At 67.0% G+C, this 21,863-nt stretch carries 18 protein-coding genes; 12 read left to right on the top strand and 6 right to left on the bottom strand.

What is annotated here, in order from left to right; genetic code table 11:
- Nucleotides 1-74: 74 nt before the first annotated feature.
- The 3 genes from ACTXG9_RS09135 to gnd are packed head-to-tail and all read left to right on the top strand — an operon-like array spanning nt 75 to nt 2,840.
- The gene (locus tag ACTXG9_RS09135; protein ID WP_019660672.1) at nt 75-668 is read left to right on the top strand and encodes a DUF2242 domain-containing protein; all 594 of its coding nucleotides are present in this window, start codon (nt 75-77) and stop codon (nt 666-668) included.
- 17 nt (nt 669-685) lie between these two features.
- On the top strand, nt 686-1,924 hold the full coding sequence (locus ACTXG9_RS09130; RefSeq protein ID WP_111102121.1) for a hypothetical protein: 1,239 nt from the start codon (nt 686-688) through the stop codon (nt 1,922-1,924).
- Between the two features lie 10 nt (nt 1,925-1,934).
- Nucleotides 1,935-2,840, top strand: a complete 906-nt coding sequence (gene gnd, locus ACTXG9_RS09125; protein ID WP_111098686.1) for a phosphogluconate dehydrogenase (NAD(+)-dependent, decarboxylating) — start codon at nt 1,935-1,937, stop codon at nt 2,838-2,840.
- A 350-nt stretch (nt 2,841-3,190) separates the two neighbouring features.
- Here the strand turns inward: gnd and ACTXG9_RS09120 are convergent, their stop codons facing one another.
- Entirely contained in the window at nt 3,191-4,234 is a 1,044-nt protein-coding gene (locus ACTXG9_RS09120; RefSeq protein ID WP_021204678.1) for an oxidoreductase, read from the bottom strand.
- 169 nt (nt 4,235-4,403) lie between these two features.
- Here ACTXG9_RS09120 and ACTXG9_RS09115 point away from each other — a divergent pair, with 169 nt between their 5' ends.
- The 4 genes from ACTXG9_RS09115 to ACTXG9_RS09100 all read left to right on the top strand — a co-directional run bounded on the left by ACTXG9_RS09115 (nt 4,404) and on the right by ACTXG9_RS09100 (nt 8,796).
- On the top strand, nt 4,404-4,787 hold the full coding sequence (locus tag ACTXG9_RS09115) for a BON domain-containing protein (RefSeq protein WP_019660668.1): 384 nt from the start codon (nt 4,404-4,406) through the stop codon (nt 4,785-4,787).
- Nucleotides 4,788-5,025: 238 nt separating this feature from the next.
- Nucleotides 5,026-6,843, top strand: coding sequence for a sensor histidine kinase (locus ACTXG9_RS09110; protein WP_456115865.1), 1,818 nt, complete (start codon nt 5,026-5,028; stop codon nt 6,841-6,843).
- Nucleotides 6,840-7,280 carry a response regulator gene (locus ACTXG9_RS09105; protein WP_005411057.1) on the top strand — a complete coding sequence of 147 codons (441 nt, stop codon included), beginning with the start codon at nt 6,840-6,842 and terminating at the stop codon, nt 7,278-7,280. Before ACTXG9_RS09110 ends, ACTXG9_RS09105 begins: the two co-directional genes overlap by 4 nt.
- Before the next feature lie 4 nt (nt 7,281-7,284).
- Nucleotides 7,285-8,796, top strand: coding sequence for an ATP-binding protein (locus ACTXG9_RS09100; RefSeq protein WP_456115864.1), 1,512 nt, complete (start codon nt 7,285-7,287; stop codon nt 8,794-8,796).
- Nucleotides 8,797-8,871: 75 nt separating this feature from the next.
- Here ACTXG9_RS09100 and ACTXG9_RS09095 read toward each other — a convergent pair whose 3' ends face one another.
- Nucleotides 8,872-9,615 (bottom strand): proteasome-type protease, encoded by a 744-nt coding sequence (locus ACTXG9_RS09095; RefSeq protein WP_019660665.1) that lies wholly within the window; start codon nt 9,613-9,615, stop codon nt 8,872-8,874.
- Nucleotides 9,616-9,706: 91 nt separating this feature from the next.
- Between ACTXG9_RS09095 and folK the strand changes: the two genes are divergently transcribed.
- Nucleotides 9,707-10,192 carry a 2-amino-4-hydroxy-6-hydroxymethyldihydropteridine diphosphokinase gene (gene folK, locus ACTXG9_RS09090; RefSeq protein ID WP_134731692.1) on the top strand — a complete coding sequence of 162 codons (486 nt, stop codon included), beginning with the start codon at nt 9,707-9,709 and terminating at the stop codon, nt 10,190-10,192.
- A gap of 76 nt (nt 10,193-10,268) precedes the next feature.
- Here the strand turns inward: folK and ACTXG9_RS09085 are convergent, their stop codons facing one another.
- Nucleotides 10,269-11,006 carry a pteridine reductase gene (locus ACTXG9_RS09085; protein WP_019660663.1) on the bottom strand — a complete coding sequence of 246 codons (738 nt, stop codon included), beginning with the start codon at nt 11,004-11,006 and terminating at the stop codon, nt 10,269-10,271.
- A gap of 58 nt (nt 11,007-11,064) precedes the next feature.
- On the opposite strand from ACTXG9_RS09085, the gene ACTXG9_RS09080 reads away from it, so the two are divergent.
- Together ACTXG9_RS09080 and ACTXG9_RS09075 are read left to right on the top strand one after the other, a co-directional pair.
- The gene (locus tag ACTXG9_RS09080; RefSeq protein WP_206621866.1) at nt 11,065-12,249 is read left to right on the top strand and encodes an SAM-dependent methyltransferase; all 1,185 of its coding nucleotides are present in this window, start codon (nt 11,065-11,067) and stop codon (nt 12,247-12,249) included.
- A complete protein-coding gene (locus ACTXG9_RS09075; protein WP_021204674.1) occupies nt 12,246-12,638 on the top strand; it encodes a VanZ family protein in 393 nt (130 codons plus the stop codon). The genes ACTXG9_RS09080 and ACTXG9_RS09075 overlap by 4 nt, the downstream gene beginning before the upstream one ends.
- Before the next feature lie 125 nt (nt 12,639-12,763).
- Here the strand turns inward: ACTXG9_RS09075 and ACTXG9_RS09070 are convergent, their stop codons facing one another.
- From ACTXG9_RS09070 to ACTXG9_RS09060, 3 genes are all read right to left on the bottom strand, one after another.
- Nucleotides 12,764-15,115: a family 20 glycosylhydrolase gene (locus ACTXG9_RS09070; RefSeq protein WP_456115583.1), complete on the bottom strand. Its 2,352-nt coding sequence runs from the start codon at nt 15,113-15,115 to the stop codon at nt 12,764-12,766.
- 110 nt (nt 15,116-15,225) lie between these two features.
- Nucleotides 15,226-17,925, bottom strand: a complete 2,700-nt coding sequence (locus tag ACTXG9_RS09065) for a TonB-dependent receptor (RefSeq protein WP_021204672.1) — start codon at nt 17,923-17,925, stop codon at nt 15,226-15,228.
- A gap of 143 nt (nt 17,926-18,068) precedes the next feature.
- Nucleotides 18,069-19,085 (bottom strand): glucokinase family protein, encoded by a 1,017-nt coding sequence (locus ACTXG9_RS09060; RefSeq protein ID WP_456115582.1) that lies wholly within the window; start codon nt 19,083-19,085, stop codon nt 18,069-18,071.
- Between the two features lie 375 nt (nt 19,086-19,460).
- On the opposite strand from ACTXG9_RS09060, the gene ACTXG9_RS09055 reads away from it, so the two are divergent.
- Together ACTXG9_RS09055 and ACTXG9_RS09050 are read left to right on the top strand one after the other, a co-directional pair.
- The gene (locus ACTXG9_RS09055; RefSeq protein ID WP_456115581.1) at nt 19,461-20,750 is read left to right on the top strand and encodes a sugar MFS transporter; all 1,290 of its coding nucleotides are present in this window, start codon (nt 19,461-19,463) and stop codon (nt 20,748-20,750) included.
- 39 nt (nt 20,751-20,789) lie between these two features.
- Nucleotides 20,790-21,857: a LacI family DNA-binding transcriptional regulator gene (locus ACTXG9_RS09050; protein WP_005411045.1), complete on the top strand. Its 1,068-nt coding sequence runs from the start codon at nt 20,790-20,792 to the stop codon at nt 21,855-21,857.
- Nucleotides 21,858-21,863: the final 6 nt, after the last annotated feature.

Here is a 21,863-nt window from a genome sequence, read left to right as displayed (position 1 = left end):
GACGCGGGTGCTTTCGACCTGCCGCACACAGCTGGGGGGCTACCCTTGCCGGTACCGTCCTCGCAGGAGCACCCATGCGGTCCTCCCTCGTTTCCAGTGCTGTTGTGGCGCTTGGCAGCGCCCTGATCCTGTCGGCCTGTGGTGGCCGTGCCGCAGACAGCACGCTGCTGCGCGAATCCTTCGATTCCGGCGACACGTTCTCGCGTACCGTCGATGGCCGCCCCGGCGATGCCTGTGAAGCGGCGCGGCGCACCCTGCTCAGCCAGGGGTACGCCATCGCCCGTGCCGATGACGCACAGGTGGAAGGCAACAAGAACTTCCAGCCGCGCGAAGACGACCATGAGCAGCTGGTGCTGCGCATCTCCTGTGCGCCCCGGGGCGATCAGGCGTTGGTGTTCGTAAGCGCCGTGCAGGACCGTTATGCGTTGAAGAAGAGCCCGACGTCCGCCAGTGTCGGCGTCGGTGCACTGGGCTCGGTATCACTGCCGTTCGGCAGCAATGACGATTCGCTGGTGAAAGTGGCGAGCAGCACGGTTACCGACGCCGATTTCTATCGCCGTTTCTTCCAGCGCCTGCAGCAGTACCTGCCACAGGCTGCGGGCACGCCACCGCCGCCACCACCCGCAGCAGTTCCTGAGCCCGCGCCGGTCCGCACGGACCAAGGGTGAACGTGCACGGCTGGCTGATGGGCGCGGCCCTGTTGCTCGCGCCTGTGATGGGCGTGGCGGCCACAGCCGGCGACTGCGCCCAGGGGCTGCTGCTGCGGCTGGGCTGGCGCTTCGACGAGGCCGCGCTGAAGGAGCCGCAGGTGCATGGTGGCGCGGTGTGCACCCGTGCGTCGCTGGCCGAGGCGCAGGCAGCAGGCGATCTGCACGTGCGCTGGCCGGCGCACATGTCCGCTGCTGCACGCCAAGCGCTGCTGCAGCAGTTGCTGGACGATCCGGCCACGATCTGCGCCTATGCGTTCCAGCTGGGGGCGGCCACGCAACGCGCCGCCTCGGCATTGCAGGCCAACACCCGCTTCCGCTTCTTCGGCCTGCAGATGGGCTGGATCGGTTTCGGCCTGCAGGGCCCGCGCGCTCAAGGCTGGCAGCGTACGCACAGTCTTGGCCGCGGTTTCGTTCCCAGCGCGGGCAACAGCAAGGCGCTGCAGGCGTTCTACAACGGTGCCGTGCGTGCCGAATGCGGTGTCGGCCGCCAGGTCGCGCAGCTGGCCACCCAGCGCGAGCTGTATGGCGATGCTGCCTTCGATACCGAGTTCTCTGCGGATGAGCTGTCGATCGGCACCTTTCTCGCCCTGCATGGGACCGACAGCATCCTGCTTGGCGCGCATGCCGGCGATTTCTTCGCCGATGGCAAGGCAGTGCGTACCTCGGCGATGGGGCGCCAGGCGTTCGTCGGTGTGCCTGGTTTCATCGAGCATGCATACGACAAGGGCACGCTGGACGACCTGAGCAACCAGGCCGAGAACTTCGTGGTGGTCGAGGTGGGCGAGGACGCTGCGCGGGCGCTGGCCACGCATGGCGGCCTGGCCTGGTACGACCAGCGCAACGTCGAACTATGGAAACTCGCGCAGGACATCCCGCGCACCGGCCAGCGCTACTTCGAACGCCTGCTGTTCGAGCGCGACCCTGAGGTGCGCGCGGCGCTTGCGCCGCGCTACCACGCCACGCTGGCACGCATGGACCGCCTGCTGGACGATCCGTTCTACCAGCAGTTCGTGATCTATGTGCATCCGCGCGGTATACGTCCCATCGGCTACCACATCGCCCGCCTGCTCGACCGCAACCCGCGAACCCCCTTTTCGATCGACCTGGCGGTGCACAATCTGCATACCACGCTCTACCGGCGTTGGCGCGAGGCGCAGCTGCGCCACTGCGCGGCTACCGGCAGGCCAGGCAGCCTGACCCTAGACCCCAACTGAAGGTGAAACAATGGATATTGCAATGATCGGCCTCGGCCGCATGGGCGCCAACATGGCCCAGCGCCTGCATCGCGGCGGCCACCGCGTGGTCGGCTACGACCCGGGCGAAGGCGCCCGCCAGCGCGCCGCCGAGGCCGGCCTGGAGGTGGTTGATTCGCTGGCCGCCGCGGTGGCCGCGCTGCCGGTGCCGCGCGTGGTGTGGCTGATGGTGCCGGCCGGCGAAACCGTCGACCAGACGCTGGGCCAGCTGACCCCGCACCTGGCCGAGGGTGACATCGTCATCGATGGCGGCAACTCCAACTACCAGGACTCGATCCGCCGCGCCAAGGCGCTGGCCGAGGACGGCCTGGGCTACGTCGACTGCGGCACCAGCGGAGGCGTGTGGGGCCTGCAGGAGGGCTACAGCCTGATGGTCGGTGGCGAAGCGCCGGTGGTGGAGCAGATCGCGCCGCTGCTGCGTACGCTGGCACCGGCCGAGGACCGCGGCTGGGCGCGTGTCGGCCCATCCGGCGCTGGCCACTTCACCAAAATGGTGCACAACGGTATCGAGTACGGAATGATGCAGGCTTACGCCGAAGGCTTCGCGCTGATGGAGCGCAAGCAGGAGATGGAGCTGGACCTTGCCCAGGTGGCCGAAGTCTGGCGGCACGGCAGCGTGGTGCGTTCGTGGCTGCTGGACCTGAGTACCGAAGCACTCAAGCGCAATCCGTCGCTGGATGGCATCGCGCCGTATGTGGAGGATTCCGGTGAAGGCCGCTGGACCGTCGCCGAAGCCATCGCGCTGGACGTGCCGGCCCCGGTGATCACCTTGTCGCTGCTGGAACGCCTGCGTTCGCGCGAATCCAACTCGTTCACCGACCGCCTGCTGTCGGCGATGCGCAACGAGTTCGGTGGGCACGCCATCAAGAAGTCGTAAGCAATCGGGGTCGGACCCCTTTCCGCAGGAAAGGGCGCTGACCCCCATGGCGCCAGGGGCAGTCGAGCATGGCTCGACTCTGCAAAAGCATTTTCCGATTGTTTGCACGTCATCCACGCATGGCGTGGATCTACTGGCAGATCGCGGGAAAGTGCCGAAGGCCAGGTGGGGGCGGTTGCGGGGGTGTCTGCGGCATGGATGGCGCGGCCAAGCCTCCAGGGACGGATTTACGGCGTCCCCCGCAACCCGACCCACCCCGCCATCCCACGGATAGCCGGCTTTTGCTGTTGAGGTTGCCGGCCAGCGGCCGGCACTACCGCTTCTGCGGGTGCAGGGCGCAGCCCTGCCGATCACCCCAACGCGATTCGCCGCCCTTCGCGCGCACTGTCCATGCCCGCCTGCAGCAACTGCATCAACTGCAGTGCCTGCACCGGGCTGACCGTAGCTTCGCCGTCGCCGTGCATCGCCGCGGCGAACTGCGCATACAGCCGCCGGTAGTCGCCAGGCAGGTTGTCCACCGTCGTGCGCTGCACGTTGTCTTCGGCATCGCAGCGCACCAGCTCACCATGCCGCGGATCGATACCCCAGCCTGGCGCACCGGGTGCCACACCGCGGCGCAGCTGCGCCTCCTGCACGTCCAGGCCGTGCTTGATCCAGCTTGCCTTGCTGCCATGCACGCTGAAGTGCGGGGTCTGTGCCGCGACCAATGAACCGGAATGGAGGATCGCGCGATGCCGCGGGTAGTGCAGCACGGCGTGGAAGTAATCGATGCCGCTGCCGCCTTGGCGCAGCACGGCAAGATCCGCATCGATCGCCTCGGGCCAGCCGAACAGCACCAGCATCTGGTCCAGCAGATGCGGACCCAGGTCGTACCACAGGCCACTACCGGGCCCGTCCTGCTCGCGCCAGCGATCGCGCACCTGCGGCCGGTAACGGTCGAAATGCGCATGGCACTCGGCCACGTCGCCGAGTGCGCCTTCGGCCAGCAGCGCCTGCAGGGTGAGGAAATCCGCATCGAAGCGCCGGTTCTGGAACACGGTGGCGATGCGGCCGGCGCTGCGTGCCGCAGCCAGTACCGCTTCGGCTTCAGCGACATCCAGCGCAAACGGCTTGTCAACCAGCACGTGCTTGCCCGCGGCCAGCGCCGCGATTGCAAGCGGCGCGTGCTGCGCGTTCGGTGTGGCAATCACCACTGCGTCCACGGCCGGATCGTCGAACACGTCCTGCGGCATCGCACGCACGTGCACGTCGCTGAACGCGCGCAGCAATGTGTCGCGCTGCGAACTGACGATGCTGTGCAGCGCCAGCCCGGGTGTGTGCTGGATCAGCGGCGCATGGAAGACGCGGCCGGCGAGGCCGTAGCCGATCAGGGCCAGTTGCAGGTCGGGGCGCATGGCAGAGCTCCGGCTGTGGGAAGGGCAGGGTATACGACGGGTGGTGGCAGGCCAAACTGAACCGTTGCCCCAGGAAACGGTCCGATTCACGGCGGCATGACCGCAGCGCCACGCCTGCTCTACGGCGGCTTGTCCAGACTGGCAGCACATCCCGAAGGAGTACGACACGATGAGCAATACCTCCCGCACACTGATTGCTTCTGCCTTGACGCTGGGCCTGGCGCTGTCCTCCTCGGCTGCATTTGCAAAGGATCCCGCTGCCAAGAGCCCGCCGACCAGCAGCCATCCGGCCACGCATGCTGATCGCCATGACTCCAATGAGCCTGTGACCGATACCTGGATCACCACCAAGGTGAAGGCCGACCTGCTGGCCAGCAGCAACGTTCCGGGCACGGAGATCAAGGTGGAAACCGTGAACGGCGTTGTCAGCCTGAGCGGCGCGGTGGCCTCCCAGGCCGAGAAGGACAAGGCGGTTGCCACTGCCAAGGGCATCAAGGGCGTGACCCGCGTCGATGCCGCTGCACTGAAGGTCAGCACTGCTGCCAAGCGCTGACCTGGCGGAGTGGGGGCCCCCGGGTTGGGGGCCCCCACTCCCGCGTGAAGCCGAGCCGTGCTCGGCTGCCGTTGGGTTCCAGCCGACCGTGGGCTCGGCCGTACAGCGCCGAAGTACCAGCCGTTCAGCCAGCGGCGCTGGAAACTCCAGAGTTTTGACCCGCCTGCGCTATATTGCCGGTTCCGCCGCACTGGGGCCGGGTACGGCCCATGCTTTGCGGCCGTGTTGATGAGGAACTATGGCGCTGGTTTTCAGTGATGACATCTGGGACCGCTGGCGGATGCCCGCCCTGGCGCTGGCCGCCGCAGCGATCATCGTGGTGCCGTGGTTGACACTGCGCCACCTGCAGCAGGACAGCGAAGATGCGATGGCCTGGGTCAATCATACCCAGGCTGTCGGCGTGGCCTTGCAGCAGCTGCAGGCCGATGTACGCGATGTCGAATCGGCCGCGCTGACCCTGTCCAAGGGCGTGGACGCGCCTGGCCTGCGCGAGCGCATGGCCAAAGCCAATGAACTTCCCGGTCGCCTGGCTGAACTGGGCCGGATGACCCGCGACAATCCTGAGCAGCTGATCCGCATCGGCCGCATCGAGTCGATGCTGGAAGGGCGCATGGCGCTTGCCCGCGAACTGGCAAAGTCAGAGCCCAACAGTGACCAGCGCGAGCTGGTGCAGGACCTGAGCACGCGTTATCCGATCCGCGGGCTGGTGGAGGAACTGCAGGCCAGCGAGCAGAAGCTGCTGGCACAGCGCGCCGAGCAGGCCGCCCGCCAGCGCAAGCAGACCGAGTTGGTGTCGTGGAGTTCGCTGGTGGTCCAGCTGGCGTTGCTCGGCCTGGTGCTGTGGCTGCTGCAGCGGCAGATCGGCCGCCGCCTGCACGCCGAGCGGCAGTCATTGCGTTCGGCCGCGCGAGCAGCGTCGGTGCTGCAGACGGTGCGCGAGCCGATCGTGCTGCTCGACCGCGATCTGCGCGTGCAGCTGCACAATCCTGCTTTCGCCGAGCTGTATGGTCTGCAGGATGAGCGCGCCGAGGGCCTGGTGCTGGATAACGTCGGCAACGGTGCGTGGCAAGACCCGGTGATGCGCCAGCGACTGTCCGATGTGCTGCTGCGCGGCCGGGAACTCTGGGACTTCGAGCATGAACAGCGCACCGCCGATGGCTTGGTGCGCTACATGCTGCTCAACGCGCGGCGCATGCCGCTGCCGGACACCGATGACGAAGTGGTGTTGCTCACGGTCAGCGACGTCACCGTGCAGCGTGCGGTGCAGCTGCGTGTGGAGGAACTGAACCGCCAGCTGGAAGGCAAGGTTGCACAGGTGTCCGAGGTCAACAGGGAACTGGAAGCCTTCAGTTACTCGGTCTCGCACGATCTGCGGGCGCCGCTGCGCCACGTGGCTGGATTCTCCGACAAGCTGTCGCGCCATCTCGGCGATGCGGCCGATGACAAGAGCCGCCATTACCTGGAAGTGATCTCCAGTTCGGCGCGGCGCATGGCCGCGCTGATCGACGACCTGCTGGTCTATTCGCGGCTGGGCCGTGCGGCAATGCGGCACCAGGCGGTGGACATGCAGTCGCTGGTGGCCGATACCCGCGCCATGCTCGATTCCAATCTGCAGGCCGAGGCTGAGGCCTGCGGCCACGTGCACCAGGTGGAGTGGAACATCGCGCCGCTGCCGATCGTGGTGGGTGACGAGAACATGATCCGCCAGGTCTGGCTGAACCTGCTTGGCAACGCTGTGAAGTACTCGGGCAACCGCGAACCGGCGAAGATCCGCGTGGATTACCAGCCCCAGCCCGACGGCGGCCATCAGTTCACGGTCAGCGACAATGGTGCAGGCTTTGACATGGCCTATGCCGGAAAGCTGTTCGGTGTGTTCCAGCGCCTGCACAAGGCCAGCGACTACCCCGGAACCGGTATCGGCCTGGCCAGCGTCCGTCGCGTGCTCACCCGCCATGGCGGCCGTATCTGGGCCGAGGCCGAACCGGACGTCGGCGCCACCTTCCACTTCTACCTGCCCCCCGCGACCGACGCGGACAAACAAGGTCCCTCTGCATGACGACTCTGCGCACCATTCTTCTCGCCGAAGACAGCCCGGCCGATGCCGAAATGGCGATCGACGCCCTGGAAGAGGCGCGTCTGGCCAATCCCATCGTGCACGTCGAGGATGGCGTGGAAGTGATGGACTACCTGCTGCGCCGCGGCGCCTTCGCCAACCGCGAGGAAGGCCTGCCGGCGGTGCTGCTGCTGGACATCAAGATGCCGCGCATGGACGGCCTGGAAGTGCTGCGGCAGATCCGCGAGCACGAAGAACTCAAGCGCCTGCCGGTGGTGATCCTGTCGTCCTCGCGCGAGGAAAGTGATTTGGCCCGCAGCTGGGACATGGGGGTCAATGCCTACGTGGTCAAGCCGGTGGACGTGGACCAGTTCTTCGGTGCGGTGCAGACCCTGGGCAAGTTCTGGGCGTTGATCAACCAGGCACCGGAACTCGAGTGAGCCCATGCCCCTGACCGGTCCTGCCCTGGGGGCGCTGCGCATCCTGCTGGTGGAGGACTCACCGGAAGATGCCGAGCTGATGTCCGAACAGATGCTCGATGCGGGCCTGGACGCTCGTTTCGAGCGCGTCGAGAGCGAGGCGGAGCTGCGCCAGGCACTGGCTGCGTTCCAGCCGGACATCGTGCTGTCCGACCTGAGCATGCCGGGGTTTTCCGGTGATGATGCGCTGCGCATCGTGCGCGAGACGGCGCCGGAAGTCCCTTTCATCTTCGTCTCCGGCACCATGGGTGAGGAGAACGCGGTGGCGGCGCTGCAGAAAGGCGCCAACGATTACATCATCAAGCACCAGCCGGCGCGCCTGCCGTCGGCGGTGGCGCGTGCGATCCGCGATGCCCGCAGCGCCGTAGAGCGCGCACGGGTGGAGACCGAACTGATGCGCGCGCAGCGCCTGGAAAGCCTGTCGCTGCTCGCCGCCGGCCTCAGCCATGACCTGCGCAACATCCTGCAGCCGCTGCTGATCATGCCGGACCTGTTGAAGGCGCGTACCGACGATCCGCAGTTGCACCACCTGGCCGACGTCATCGCCGAGTGTGGCCGCCGCGGCCACGAGATGGCCGAATCGATGCTGTCGTTCGTGCGCGGTTCGCGCAAGCCGAGCGAGCGTATCGAGATCAAGGGCCTGTTCGATGCGGTGGCCCTGCTGTTGCGCAGCAACGTGCCCGATGCCGTGCGCCTGGAACTGCAGGTGCAGGACGAAGGCCTGGTAGTGGATGCCAACTACACCGAACTGCAGCAGGTCATGCTGAACTTGGCACTCAATGCGATCCAGGCGATGCCCAACGGCGGCCGACTGAGCCTGACCGCCAGCCATGCCGGCCAGCGCGATGGCGTGGACTGGATGCGTATCTGCGTTGCCGATGAAGGCATTGGCATGGATGCGGACACGCTGTCGCACCTGTTCAATCCATTCTTCACCACCAAGGCAGATGGCACTGGCCTGGGCCTGATCTCCTGCAAGCGCATTGTTGAGGGCGCTGGTGGCAGCATCCATGTCAGCAGCCAGCCGGGACAGGGCACCTGCTTCGAACCGCGCCTGCCGATGCACGAGATCATCGACGGCAGCGAGCCGATCGAACAGCTGGTGGCCTTGGGCAGCGGCCAGTCGATCCTGGTGGTCGATGGGGAAGCCACGCGCCTGTCGCTGCTCGGTAACGCGCTGTCCAGCCAGGGCTACCAGCTGCAGTTGGCCTCCGATGGCCCGGCGGCGCTGCGCTGGATGCAGCAGGAGGCAATGCCGGCGCTGGTGATTGCCGATGCCGGCTCCAAGCTGCTGCCGGCCAGCCAGCTGCTGGGCGAGATGGCTGCGCTCGGTTACCGCGGCCCGGCGCTGGTGCTGGAAGACCCTGCGGTGCCGGTCTCGGCCGACGCCTTCCCGGCCGGAGTGGAGGTGCATGTACTGCACAAGCCGCTGCAGATGCAGCAGGTATTCCGCGCCGTGGCCGAAGCGCTGGGCTGATGCCCCGGTAGCGCCGGCCGCTGGCCGGCATCCCTGTGTGCTGGTATCAACGCGGTCGCCGGCCAGCGGCCGGCACTACCGTTCGTCGGTTTCCCAGGGGAACCGCGGCAGGGCGTCCACCGCCTGTTCCAGGCGCCGTGACCAGTTCTGGTGGATATCGGCATACAGCGCTGAATCCGCGCCCAGCCGCAGTTGCCGGCCGATACGCAGTTCACCGTCGCGCAGCAGCGCCAGGTCGATCGGCAGGCCCACCGACAGGTTGGACCGGATGGTGGAGTCCAGCGAGACGATGGCCGTGCGCGCGGCGTCCTCCAGCCGCGTGGTCGGGCTGAGGATGCGATCCAGGATCGGCTTGCCGTACTTGGATTCACCGATCTGCAGGTAGGGCGTCTCCGGCGAGGCGGCAATGGCGTTGCCGAGCGGGTAGATCATGTACAGCCCGGGCCGCTCGCCGGCGATCTGGCCGCCGAAGATCAGCGTGGCCTGGGTGTTGACCCCGTCATGGCCGTGTTCGCTGTGGCTGCTGTGCACCTGGCTGTCCACCAGCAGCTGACCCACATACGCGGCGGCTTCGAACAGGTGGGTCATGTCGCGCAGGTTGGGCACGCGCCGCTCTGCGGCGTCGCGGCCCAGGCGCGACACCAGCAGCTGGGTGGTGGCCAGGTTGCCAGCCGCCATCAGCACGTAGGCTGCCTGGCCGGGATATTCGAACACGTGCAGCTTGCGATGCACGCGCACATCGTCCAGCGAGGCATTGGTCCGGGTGTCGGCAGCGAAGACCAGGCCCTCGTCCACCTCGATTCCAACGCAATAGGTCATGTCGGTGCCCTATCATGTGCGTCCCGGATTGTAGGCAGGCCGCCGTGACGACGGCATGTCCACGCCCCCCAAGTGCCGTCACCTGAACCGCATGACCACCGTGCTCCTGAGCCTGGGCAGCAACGTCCAGCCCCGCCGCTACCTCCACGCCGCGGTGACGGCCCTGCGCGAGCGTTTCGGCGCGCTGCGGGTGTCGCCGGCCTACCGTACTGCCGCGGTCGGCTTCGACGGCCCGGCCTTCCTCAACAACGCCGTGGCGATCGACACCGACCTGCCGCTGCAGGAACTGGACGACTGGCTGCACGCGCTGGAAGACGCGCACGGCCGCGATCGCAGCGGGCCGCGCTTCTCCGACCGGACCCTGGACATCGACGTGGTGTTCTACGGCGACCTGGTGGTGGAAGGCCCCGGCCACCTGCGCATTCCGCGCCCGGAACTGAAGCATGCCTTCGTGCTGAAGCCGCTGGCGGACATCGCGCCGGGCTTCATCGACCCGGTCAGCGGGCAGGACCTGGCCACGCTGTGGCGGGCGCACGCGCAGTTTGGCGAGGCGTTCGAGGTGGTGGACCTGGAATGATGGGTTGTTGTTGCCGCTGCGCTCGCCGGGCATGGCCCGGCGCTACCGGTGGTGCCGGCCGCTGGCCGGCAAGATTTCAGCTGACGGTGCGCCCACCATCCACGCGCAGGGTGTGGCCGGTGACGAAGCTGGCTTCGGCCACCAGCCAGTAGACCGCTTCGGCGATCTCCTCGACCGTGCCGATCCGCGCCAGCGGCGTGCGCGCCAGCAGCGCCTCGCGGGCGAAATCGTCCTTGCCCTGTTCCGGCCAGAGGATCGCACCCGGCGCCACCGCGTTGACCCGCACCTTCGGCGCCAGCTCCAGTGCCAGTGCGCGGGTGGCCATCTCCAGCGCGGCCTTGGCCATGGTGTAGGCGATGTGGTCGCGCATCGGATCGGTGCCGTGCAGGTCGGTCAGGTTGACGATGCAGCCCTGCTGGCGGCGCAGGTAGGGCGCCGCCGCTTGTGACAGCAGCAGCGGCGCACGTGCATTGACTGCATACAGTGCGTCCATCGCCTCGGCGGTGACCTGGCCGAGCGGGGTGGGGAAGAAGTTGGAGGCGTTGTTGACCAGCGCGTCCAGGCGGCCGAAGTGGGTGACGGCCTGTTCCACCAGGTCGGGCAGGGCGTCGGCGTCACGCAGGTCGGCCTGCAGGGCCAGCACGCTGCCCGGCCGCACATTGTCGAAATCGAACGCGGCCTGCTGCAGTTCGGCGCTGGAGGTGTTGGCATGCAGTACCACCGACCAGCCACAGGCGTGGAACTGGCGGGCGATGGCCGCGCCGATCCGGCGCGCGCTGCCGGTGATCAGGACCACGGGGTGGGTATCGCTCATCGAGGGTCCTCCAAGGCTCAGCTATCCTGTGCACATTGTCACCGCATTCGAACACGCCATGCAGCCCACCTTCCCCCTGCCCGAAGCCGATGCCCTGGCCCACAGCGACCAGCTGGCGGCCGCCCTGCGTGCTGAAATCCTCGCGCAGGGCGGGGCCATGCCCTTCTCGCGCTTCATGGAGCTGTGCCTGTACACCCCGGGCTGGGGCTATTACAGCGCCGGCGCCAGCAAGTTCGGTGGCAGCGGTGACTTCACCACCGCGCCCGAGCTTGGCAGCCTGTTTGCCGGCAGCGTGGCCAATGCGCTGGCACCGGTGTTCGCCCAGCTCGGCGCGCAGGCGCGGATGCTGGAGCTGGGCGGCGGCACCGGCGCCTTCGCCGAGGCCGTGCTGCTGCGCCTGGCCGAGCTGGATGCGCTGCCGTCGCGCTACGCCATCCTCGAACCCAGTGCCGATCTGCGCGAGCGGCAGCAGCAGCGTCTGCAGCAGAACCTGCCGGCCGAGCTGGCCGCGCGCGTGGACTGGGTCGACCGCCCGTTCGACGAGGCCTGGGAAGGCGTGGTGTTCGCCAACGAGGTGATCGACGCGCTGCCGACCCCGCGCTTCCTGATCCGCGATGGCGAGGTCTACGAGGAAACCGTCGAGCTGGACGCCGAAGGCAATTTCATCCGTGGCGCGCAGCCGGCCGACATCCTGCTCAACGGTGCGGTGCGCCATATCGAGCGCTACCTGGAAAAGCCTTTCGCCGAGGGCTACCGTTCCGAAGTGTTGCCGCAGCTGCCGTACTGGCTGCAGGCGGTGGCTGGTGGCATGCAGCGTGGTGCGATGCTGTTCGTCGACTACGGCTACAGTCGCAGCGAGTTCTACCAGCACGACCGCGACGAGGGCACCGTGCGTGCGTTCTACCGCCACCACGTGCACAACGACGTGCACCGCTGGCCGGGCCTGCAGGACATCACCGCGTCGGTGGATTTCACCGCGATGGCCGAGGCCGGAATGCACGGCGGTTTCGAGCTGGCGGGCTACTGCAGCCAGGCCAGCTTCCTGCTCGGCAACGGCCTGGACCAGGTGCTGCTGCTGGCCGAGGAACGCACCGACGAGGTCGGCCGCATCCAGTTGCGCGACCAGGTGAAGAAGCTGACCCTGCCGACCGAGATGGGCGAGCGCTTCCAGGCCATCGGCCTGCAGCGTGGCGTCGATTTCGAACCGGCCTTCGAACTGGGTGACCTGAGCTGGCGCCTGTGAGCGAGGTGTTGCCGGTGATCAAGCCGCTGCGGCGGCCGCGGTTGTGGGCCGTGCTGTGGGGTTTGGCCGTGCTGCTGGTGATTGTGGTCTGCCTGATCCCGCCACCGCCGATTCCGTTGCCGGAAAACAGCGACAAGGGCGAGCACTTCGTCGCCTACTTCATCCTGGCCGGCAGCGCTGTGCAGCTGTTCCGCCGCGGCAGGCCGCTGCTGTGGGTGGGCGTGGCCCTGGTGTTGATGGGCATCGGCATCGAGTTCGCGCAGGGCGCACTGACCAGCAACCGCATGGCCGACCCGATGGACGCCATCGCCAACACGGTGGGCGTGCTGGTCGGCATGGTCACGGCCCTGACCCCGCTGCGCGACCTGCTGCTGCGCTGGCGAGGGTGAGGTTCCTGTAGAGCCGAGCCCATGCTCGGCTTTCCGGTTGAAAAGCAGCCGAGCATGGGCTCGGCTCTACAGTAGATCCACGCCATGCGTGGATCCGGCCGCAAAGCGCCAACCAAGGTTGGCACCTACCTGAGCGTGACCTCATCCAGCACCCACATCGCCGGGCGCGTGTCGCCGGTGAAGTTGATGCACAGGTCACCGGTGCCCTGCGTCCCCTTCGGCAGCGCCGCACGCAGCGTCACGAAGCCATCGGCATCGGGCGTGGCCGGCAGCGGTACTTCGGCCAGCACCTTGCCGCTGCAATCTCCGCGACGCACCTGCATCTCGCCATGCGCGCGCCTCGCTTTTTCGAAGCGACGCTTCGGCTCGTCGTGGGCCAGCTGGAAGTAGTAGGGGATGCGCCCGGCACGGACTTCCACGCTGCCGACGCCGTCCAGCTGCGCCTGCGGCCAGCGCCAGCAGGGCTGGAAGATATCCACGTTGAACACCGCGCGATTTCCTTCGCGCGGGCCATCGTCCTCCAGGCGCAGCACCAGCCCCTTCTTGCCCACGCAGCTGAGCAGCTCATCGCTGCGGCGGCTGAGCAGCGATTGTGCGCTGAACGCCGCGACCGTCGGCTTCGCCGCCAGCATCTGGCCCTGGTAGAACGCGGCGGCCTGCACGGTAGCGGGCAGCTGCGCGGTCAGCGGCTGCTGGTACAGCGGCGACTGCGCCGTCACCGGCTGGCCATCGGTGCTGTAGCGCACTTCATAGCCCAGCGGATTGGCCAGCGACACGGTCACCGTGTTGGCGGCGCGGTTGTTGGTGTAGTCCACGCCCACTTCGAACGGGGTCTGCGCGTAGGCCAGGCCCCAGGCGCGGTAGCGCTGCAGCTGCGCGGGCAGGCGCGCGAGGAAATCGCGGAAGTCGCGATGTTCCGGCGTGCTCCAGCCGGTCTCGGCCACTGCCGCCAGGCGCGGGAACAGGTTGTGCTGCAGGCGTGCGTAGGTGCGCGTGTGCTCGGTGAACATGTTGGCCTGCAGACCGAGAATGTGCTGGCGCTTGTCGGCCGCCAGCTCGGCCGGCACCGGCTCGTAGTTGTACAGCTTGCCGAGGTTGACCTGGGCCGGGCGGCCCGGCGGTTCGTTCGGCGAGGCCGTCTGCAGGTAATCCAGATAGAGGTAGCCCACCGGCGACATGACCACGTCATGGCCAGCACTGGCCGCGGCCAGGCCACCTTCGGTGCCCTGCCACGACATCACCGTGGCCTGCGGTGGCAGGCCGCCTTCGAGGATTTCGTCCCACCCGATCAGGCGCCGGTCGTGCTTCTCCAGGAAGGTCTCCAGGCGCTTGATGATGTGGCTCTGCATGGCCATTTCATCCTTGATGCCCAGTGCACGCATGCGCTGCTGCACCTGCTTCGAGGCTTCCCACTGGTCCTTGACTGCCTCGTCGCCGCCCACGTGCACGTACTTCGCAGGGAACAGTTCGATCACTTCTTCCAGCACGTTCTCGAGGAAGGTGACGGTGCTGTCTTCCACGTTGAACAGGTTCGGGAACACGCCCCATTCACTGATCGGCTTCAGCGGGGTGTCGATCGAACCCAGTTCCGGGTACGCGGCAATCGCGGCGGTGGCATGGCCGGGCACGTCGATTTCCGGAATCACCTGGATATGCAGCTTGGCGGCATAGGCGATCACTTCGCGGATCTGCTCCTGCGTGTAGAAGCCGCAGTACGGATGCTCCTGGCCGCTGACCGGATCGACGCCGCCATCACCCGCCGGCAGGCGGCAGCTTCCCACCTCGGTCAGCTTGGGGTAGCGCTTGATCTCCATGCGCCAGCCCTGGTCATCGGTCAGGTGCCAGTGGAAGGTATTGAGCTTGTGCGCGGCCATCGCATCGAGCACGCGCTTGATCTCGTCCAGGCTCTGGAAATGCCGTGCCGAGTCGAGCATGAAACCGCGCCAGCTGAAGCGCGGCGCGTCCTGGATCTGTACCGCGGGCAGCACGCCGTTGCTTCCGCCCGTGGCCAGCTGGGCAAGCGTGGTTGCGCCGTAGAACAGGCCGGTTTCGTTGCCGGCCTGGATCACCACGCCCTGCGCGGTGCTTTCCAGCGTGTAGCTCTCGCCGCTGTCACGGAAGGTGGGCACGATCTGGAAGCGGATGCCGCCCGGGGCGGCTGCCGTCTTGCCCTTGGCCGGCGTAAGGCGCGGACCGCCACTGCGCGCCAGCAGGTCGGTGAACTGGGTGGCGACGCGCTGCGCGGCTTCGCCTTCGGCGTGCAGCGCGGTATCGGCGCGTACGGTGATGCCGCTGCCCTGGCCGCGCTGCACGGTGGCTGGCGCGGGAATCAGCATCAGGCTGCCGGTGCGCAGCTGCGGGCCGGGTGCTTCGGTGGCCGGCGTGGGATCGGCGGCCAGCGCCGGCAGTGCCGGCAGCAGGGCAATCAGGCTGCCCAGCAGCGCGCTGCGCATCCGGGCGCGGGAAGGCTTGACCATCGGAACGACTCCTTGGAACGGTGCGATGAACGCTATACATGAAAAACGCCGGGCCCGGAATGACCAGGCCCGGCGTGCGTGCACGACTCGGCGATGTTGCCGCCGCTGGATCAGTACTTGAAGCGGAAGTTGAGGTAGTACTGGCGACCGTTCTCATAGAACGCGCTCGGGATCGAGGCGCTCTGGTAGTACTTCAGGGTCGGGTTGTTGAGGTTCAGCGCATCGAAGCTCACGCTCATCCAGTCGGTCGCCTTGTAGCTGAGCGACAGCGACAGTGTGCCGAAATCATCCTGGTAGTACGGGCTCGCGCCCTTCAGACCGATCAGGAACGAGGACCGGTAGGTGTAGCTGACGCGCGCACCGAAGGTATCATTCTCGAAGTAGGCACCCACGTTGTAGGTGTTCTTCGAGGTACCCAGCAGGTTGTTGCTGCCGTCTTCCCAGGTGTGGGAGGTGCTGCCGTCGGCGTAGGTGTAGTTGGCGTTCAGGCCGAAGTTCTCACCCAGCGGCTGTTCGTAGGCGAACTCCATGCCGTAGACCTTGCCGTCGGCGTTGACCGGCACGGCGACCTGGTAGGCCTCCAGCTGGTTGCTCAGCTCGCTGTACAGCATCTGGGTCTGGGTGCCGAAGGCCACGTAGTCCTTCAGGTTCATCGAGTACGCGCCCAGCGACACCAGGCCGCGCGGCATGAAGTACCACTCCAGGTTGGCGTCGAAGTTGGTCGACAGCACCGGCTTCAGCTTCGGGTTGCCGCCACCGCCGACCTTGGTCAGGTCCGAACCCCAGGACGATGCGCCCAGTGCCGAGAAGTCCGGCAGGGTCTGGGTCTGCGACGCGGCGAAGCGGAACACCAGGTCATCGGCCAGATCGAACTTCAGGTTCGCGCTGGGCAGGATGCGGTCGTGCTTGTTTTCGAACGACAGCGCCTTCCATTTGCCGAACAGGCTGCTGACGTCGGCGTTGGCGATATCGCTGACCGCCTGGTAGGTGTCGATGTCCTGCTTGATGTTGACGTAGCGCAGGCCGACGTTGCCGCTCCAACGGTCGCCGCTGAAGTTGGCCTGGACATAGCCGGCGAAGTTCTTTTCGGCCACCTTCCACTCGGCGCCATAGTTGTGGCGACCGGTCGGGCCGTCATTGCCGGCCAGCCAGGTGGAGTTGTTGAGCACTGCGTCCTTCAGCGCACCGGGGGTGTAGTACCAGATGTTGCGCGGGAAATTGCCGCCGATGCCGCCGGCGAAGCCACCCGGGAAGCTGCCGGTGGGGGCGCCCTTCAGTGCGTCCCAGATCGCGCCCGGCGTTGCGCCTTCCGGCGACAGCGCCTCGCGCTTGTGGTCGGCATAGCGCACGCCGAAGTCGAGCGAGTTCAGCACGCCGCCATCGTTGAAGTACTGATTGAAGTCCGCCGTGAACCACTTTTCCTTGTCTTCGGCAGTGACTTCCTGGTTGCCCCAGGTGCCGAAGCTGGTCACGCCGTTCGGGCTGATGTCGCCGCCGACGTTCCAGTCCACCGGCGAACCGTTGCCGTGGGTGGTCCAGTTGGCGCCGCCGCCGTCAGCCACGGTCACTTCCGCGATGAACTGGCGCGGCGTGGTGCCGGTACCCTTGGTGCTGCCGGCCTGGAACTTGGCGTTGAGGCTGTCGTTGATCTGCCAGTCGGCATCGAGGGTGATGTAGTTGCTCTTGGCGGTGGCCTCGCGGTAGATCATGTCGTACACCGCGTACGGCGTACCGGCGACGCCTGCGAAGTTGGCGTTGGTCAGCACGCCATCCTTGACCACATAGCCTGGCAGCGGGGCCTGGCCCGGGCGGGTGATCACGCCGGCGTCGTCCTTGTCGTCGCCCATGATCTTGCTACCCCACAACATGAAGTTGCGGTTGTAGTTGTTGGCTTCCATCTTGGAACTGAAGCCTTCCAGGCCCAGCGTCAGATTGTCGGCCGGCTTGAACTGCAGTGAGATCAGGCCACCCTTGCGCTCGCGGGTCTGCTCGAACAGGGTCGAGCCGAGCAGGGCGGGCGCATAGACACCGGCCAGGTCCGGGTTCGACTTGGCTACGGTGCCGTTTGGGTCGATCTTGAAGAAGCCCGACGGGATTTCCTGCGCTTCACGACGCAGTTCACGCTTCTGGCTGAACCCCTGCACCATCACGCCGAAGGTGCCGTCGTCGTTCTTGTAGTTGAACAGGCCCGACAGCTGCGGGTCGGTCGACTTGGCCTGGTCCGAGCGCACCGCGCCGATCGAGGCTTCAGCGGTGATCTGCTTGGAAAATTCCAGCGGCTTGCGGGTGAGGATGTTGACGGTGCCGGTGGTGCCGCCGTCCTGCAGCTTGGCCTGCGAGGACTTGTTCACCTCCACCGAGCGCACCAGTTCCGACGGCAGCAGGGTGTAGCTGACGCTGCGGCCGACATTGCTACCTTGGCTGAGCACGAACCAGTCGGCCGAGCCGACGCTGTGGCCGTTGATCAGGGTCTGGGTCAGGCTCGGGCTGGTGCCGCGCAGGCTGACACGGTCGGCTTCGTCGAAACCGCCTTCATCGGCGCTGGACGAGCTGATGTTCACGCCCGGCAGGCGCTGCAGGGTATCGGCCACGTTATGCGCGGGCAGCTTGCCCACGTCTTCGGCAGTGACCACTTCCACACGCGCATTGGCTTCGCGCTTGGTGTCCAGCGACTTTTCCATCGAGCCACGGATGCCGGTAACGGTCACGGTGTCCAGATCGGTGGCGGTCGGGGCCGCCTGCTGCGCGTGCGCACTGAAGGCGATGCAGCTGACGATGGCGGCCGAAAGCAGGGTCTTGCGGGTGTTCATGATGTCTCTCCTCATCACTCGATTGGGTGCCGGCGGCGGTGTTCGGTTACGGTTGCGATGACATGCGCGGGGCGGCGGCGAAGTCCCGTGCGTTGGCGTGCCACGTACTGCGTGCTGCGATTGCGTTGAAGCCTGTTGCGGTGTCAGGCGGCCGATTGCTGCAGGTACCAGCTGGCAGCGCCGACCACGCCCAGCTGGCCGTGCTCGACGACCTTCACCGGGATGCGTGCCAGTGCTTCGCCCATCGGCCCCTTCTGCAGGTAGCGTTCGACGAAGGTGCTGGCGCGCAGGTATTCGCGGATCTGCGGCAGGATGCCGCCGGCCAGGTAGACGCCACCGTGGGCGCCGTAGAACAGGGCCATGTCGCCGATGGTGCTGCCGAGCAGGCCGCAGAACACATCCAGCGCCTGGCGCGCATGCGCATCGCTGTCGGCCATGGCCGCAGCGGTGACTGCGTCGGGGCTGGCCAGCGTCGGCGCCTGCCCCTGCAGTGCACACACGGCTCGGTACAGGTTCATCAGGCCGGGGCCGGAGATCGCATGCTCGATCGACACGTGCGCGCGGTCGCGCTGCATGTGGCGGACGATGGCCATTTCCAGTTCGGTGCTGGCCGCCAGGGTCGGCTGGCCGGCCTCGGTGGGCAGAACCACCGGGCCGTGCGCGGTGGGGATCCACAGCGCGGCGCCCAGACCGGTACCGGGGCCGACCACCAGGGTCGGGCCGCGCGTGGCGGTGTCCGGCCCGCACAGGTGCAGCACGCCGCTGGCGTCCACCTGCGCGGCGGCATAGGCCACCGCTTCGAAGTCGTTGACGATGTAGACCCGCTGCAGGCCGACGTCGGCTTCCACCTGGCGCGCCGACAGCGGCCACGGCAGGTTGGCGGTGATCACCGTGCCGTCCTCGCGGGCGTAGCCGGCGCTGGCGACCACGCAATGCGTGGGCCGCGGGCCTTCGCCGAGGAAGTCGGACAGGATCGCGCTGAGGCCGGCGTGGTCGGCATTGCGGTACTTGCGGTACTCCAGCACCTGCACCGGGTGGGCGGCATCACCGCTGGCCTGGACCCGGGCCACGCGCACATGGGTGCCACCGACGTCGGCGGCCAGGAACGAGGGCGCAACGCGGGACAGGACATGGGCCGGGGCGGGGTGGCTGGCGGTCACGCGGGCTCCTGCTGTCAGGTGGGGCCGGCCCGGAACCGGGGCGGCGATTGTGGCGGAGTCTGTAACCGCGCTGACAACGATGTCAACGAGTTCGTGACACTTTCGTTGCTGCGTTGCAACGAACGCGGCGTGCAGTAAACGTTTACATGGTGTGAGTGCGAGTTTCACGTGGGAGCCATTGCCGCACGTGGCTCTAGGACTGCCGCGCATTCAGCGGGGCGTACCGCGGTGGACTTGCGCAATGCAGCACGAGGTTCAGGCAGGCGTGCATGGAAGTTGACAAACCGCCGTTGTCCATCGAAAGAATGTGACAACGTTGTTCCCAGCCACTCTCCGACGCCGCGTTCTGCGGCCGTCGCCGCAGGAGCCCTCCTGATGTCCGCCGTCCCCGCTGCAAGCGCGCGCCCGAACGTGGCCACCTCCATCGCCATCGTTGGCGTGTTGTTCTTCCTGATCGGCTTCTTCACCTGGCTCAACGGCCCGCTGATCACCTTCGTCAAGTTGGCCTTCGAACTCAGCGAGGTCGGTGCCTTCCTGGTGCTGATGGTGTTCTACCTGTCCTATTTCTTCCTGGCCCTGCCGGCGTCCTGGATCCTGCGCCGCACCGGCATGAAGAAGGGCCTGAGCCTGAGCCTGCTGGTGATGGCCGGGGGGGCCGCGCTGTTCGGTGAGTTCGCGACCCAGCGCTGGTACCCGGGTGCGCTCGGCGGGCTGTTCGTGATCGGCAGCGGGCTGGCCCTGCTGCAGACGGCGATCAATCCCTACATCTCCATCCTCGGCCCGATCGAGACCGCAGCGCGTCGCATCGCGCTGATGGGCATCTGCAACAAGATCGCCGGCATGCTGGCGCCGGTGCTGATCGGCACCCTGGTACTGCATGGCATCGGTGACCTGGACAAGCAGGTACAGGCGGCCGACGCGGTCACCAAAGTGGCCCTGCTCAATGAGTTCGCCGCCAAGATCCATGCGCCGTACCTGGCCATGGCGGGCCTGCTGGTGCTGCTGGCCGTCGCCGTATTGTTCTCGCCGCTGCCGGAGATCAAGTCCTCCGAGGCCAACGCCACCCCGACGGCCGCCGGCGCAGCCGAGCGCAGCAGCATCTTCCAGTTCCCGCACCTGTGGCTGGGCGTGCTCTGCCTGTTCGTCTACGTCGGCGTGGAAGTGATGGCCGGTGATGCGATCGGTACCTACGGTCATGGTTTCGACCTGCCGCTGGACCAGACCAAGATGTTCACCTCGCTCACCCTCGGCGCGATGCTCATCGGCTACGTGGTCGGCCTGCTGGTGATCCCCAAGGTGGTCTCGCAGTCGCGCTACCTGACCATTTCGGCGGTGCTGGGCGTGGTGTTCTGCCTCGGCGCCTGGGCCACCCACGGCTACGTGTCGGTGGCCTTCGTGGCCCTGCTGGGCTTCGCCAACGCCATGATGTGGCCGGCGATCTTCCCGCTGGCGATCCGCGGCCTGGGTCGCTTCACCGAGACCGGCTCGGCCCTGCTGGTGATGGGTATTGCCGGCGGCGCGATCATTCCGCAGCTGTTCGCCGTGCTCAAGCAGCACATCGACTTCCAGCTGGTGTTCGTGCTGCTGATGGTGCCGTGCTACCTGTACATCCTGTTCTATTCGGTGATCGGCCATCGCGCCGGCCTGCCGCAGGACAGGGCCTGATCGGCGATGATGGACGGCAGCCAACCCCAGGGAAAACCCATGCGCAGAGCGACCATCAAGGACGTTGCGGAAAAGGCCAAGGTCTCGCTGAAGACGGTCTCGCGGGTGATCAACAACGAGCCCTCGGTGATGCAGGCCACCCGTGCGCGGGTGCTGCGTGCCATCGCCGAGCTCGACTACGAGCCCGATCCGTCCGCGCGCAACCTGCGCAGCGGCACTACCTTCGTGATCGGGCTGGTCTACGACAACCCGAACCCGTACCACATCATCGGCGTGCAGAACGGCGTACTGGCCGCGTGCCGCGAGACCGGTTTCGGCCTGCAGATCCACCCCTGCGATTCCAGTTCGCCGCTGCTGGCCGACGAGCTGGCCGATTGGGTGCAGCGTTCGCGCCTGGCCGGGCTGGTGCTGACCGCGCCCATGTCCGAGCGCCGCGACCTGATCCAGGCGCTGACCGCGCGCGGCATCAAGCTGGTGCGCATCATTGCCGCCACCGAAGACCCGGCCGATGGCGCCTGTGTGTTCGTGGACGACCGCGAGGCCGCCTACGAGATCACCGAGCACCTGATCCAGCTGGGCCACCAGCGCATCGGCTTCCTCTGGGGCGGCAGCTCGCACCGGTCTTCGGGCGAGCGCTACGCCGGTTACGAAGCCGCGCTGAAGGACTACGGCATGACCGTGGACAAGCACCTGGTGGTGCAGGGCGATTACACCTTCGATGACGGTTTCCGCGGTGCGCGCCGCCTGCTGGCGCTGCGCGAGCCACCTACCGCCATCTTCGGTTCCAACGATGAAATCGCCGCCGGTGTACTGGCCGCCGCAAAGTCGGCCGGCATGAACGTGCCCTACGACCTGTCCATTGCCGGTTTCGAGGACAGCCCGTTCTCGCGCCAGTCGTGGCCGCCGCTGACCACCGCCAAGCAGGCCACCGAAGACATCGCCCGCCACGCCGCGCGCCTGCTGATCGCGCAGCTGCGCAGCGATGCCTACGACGACGCGCCGGCGCCGCTGCACAACCAGGGCTTCGTGCCGCAGCTGGTGGTGCGTGGTTCGACCGCGCCGATGCGCCCCGCCGGCGCACGCCCCCTTCCTTCCGATCCTGCCTGAGCCTGC

The organism is Stenotrophomonas maltophilia group sp. LNF247 (genome assembly GCF_054083135.1).
Note: the sequence above shows the minus strand (reverse complement) of the source record. Positions and strands in the feature narration are given on the sequence as shown.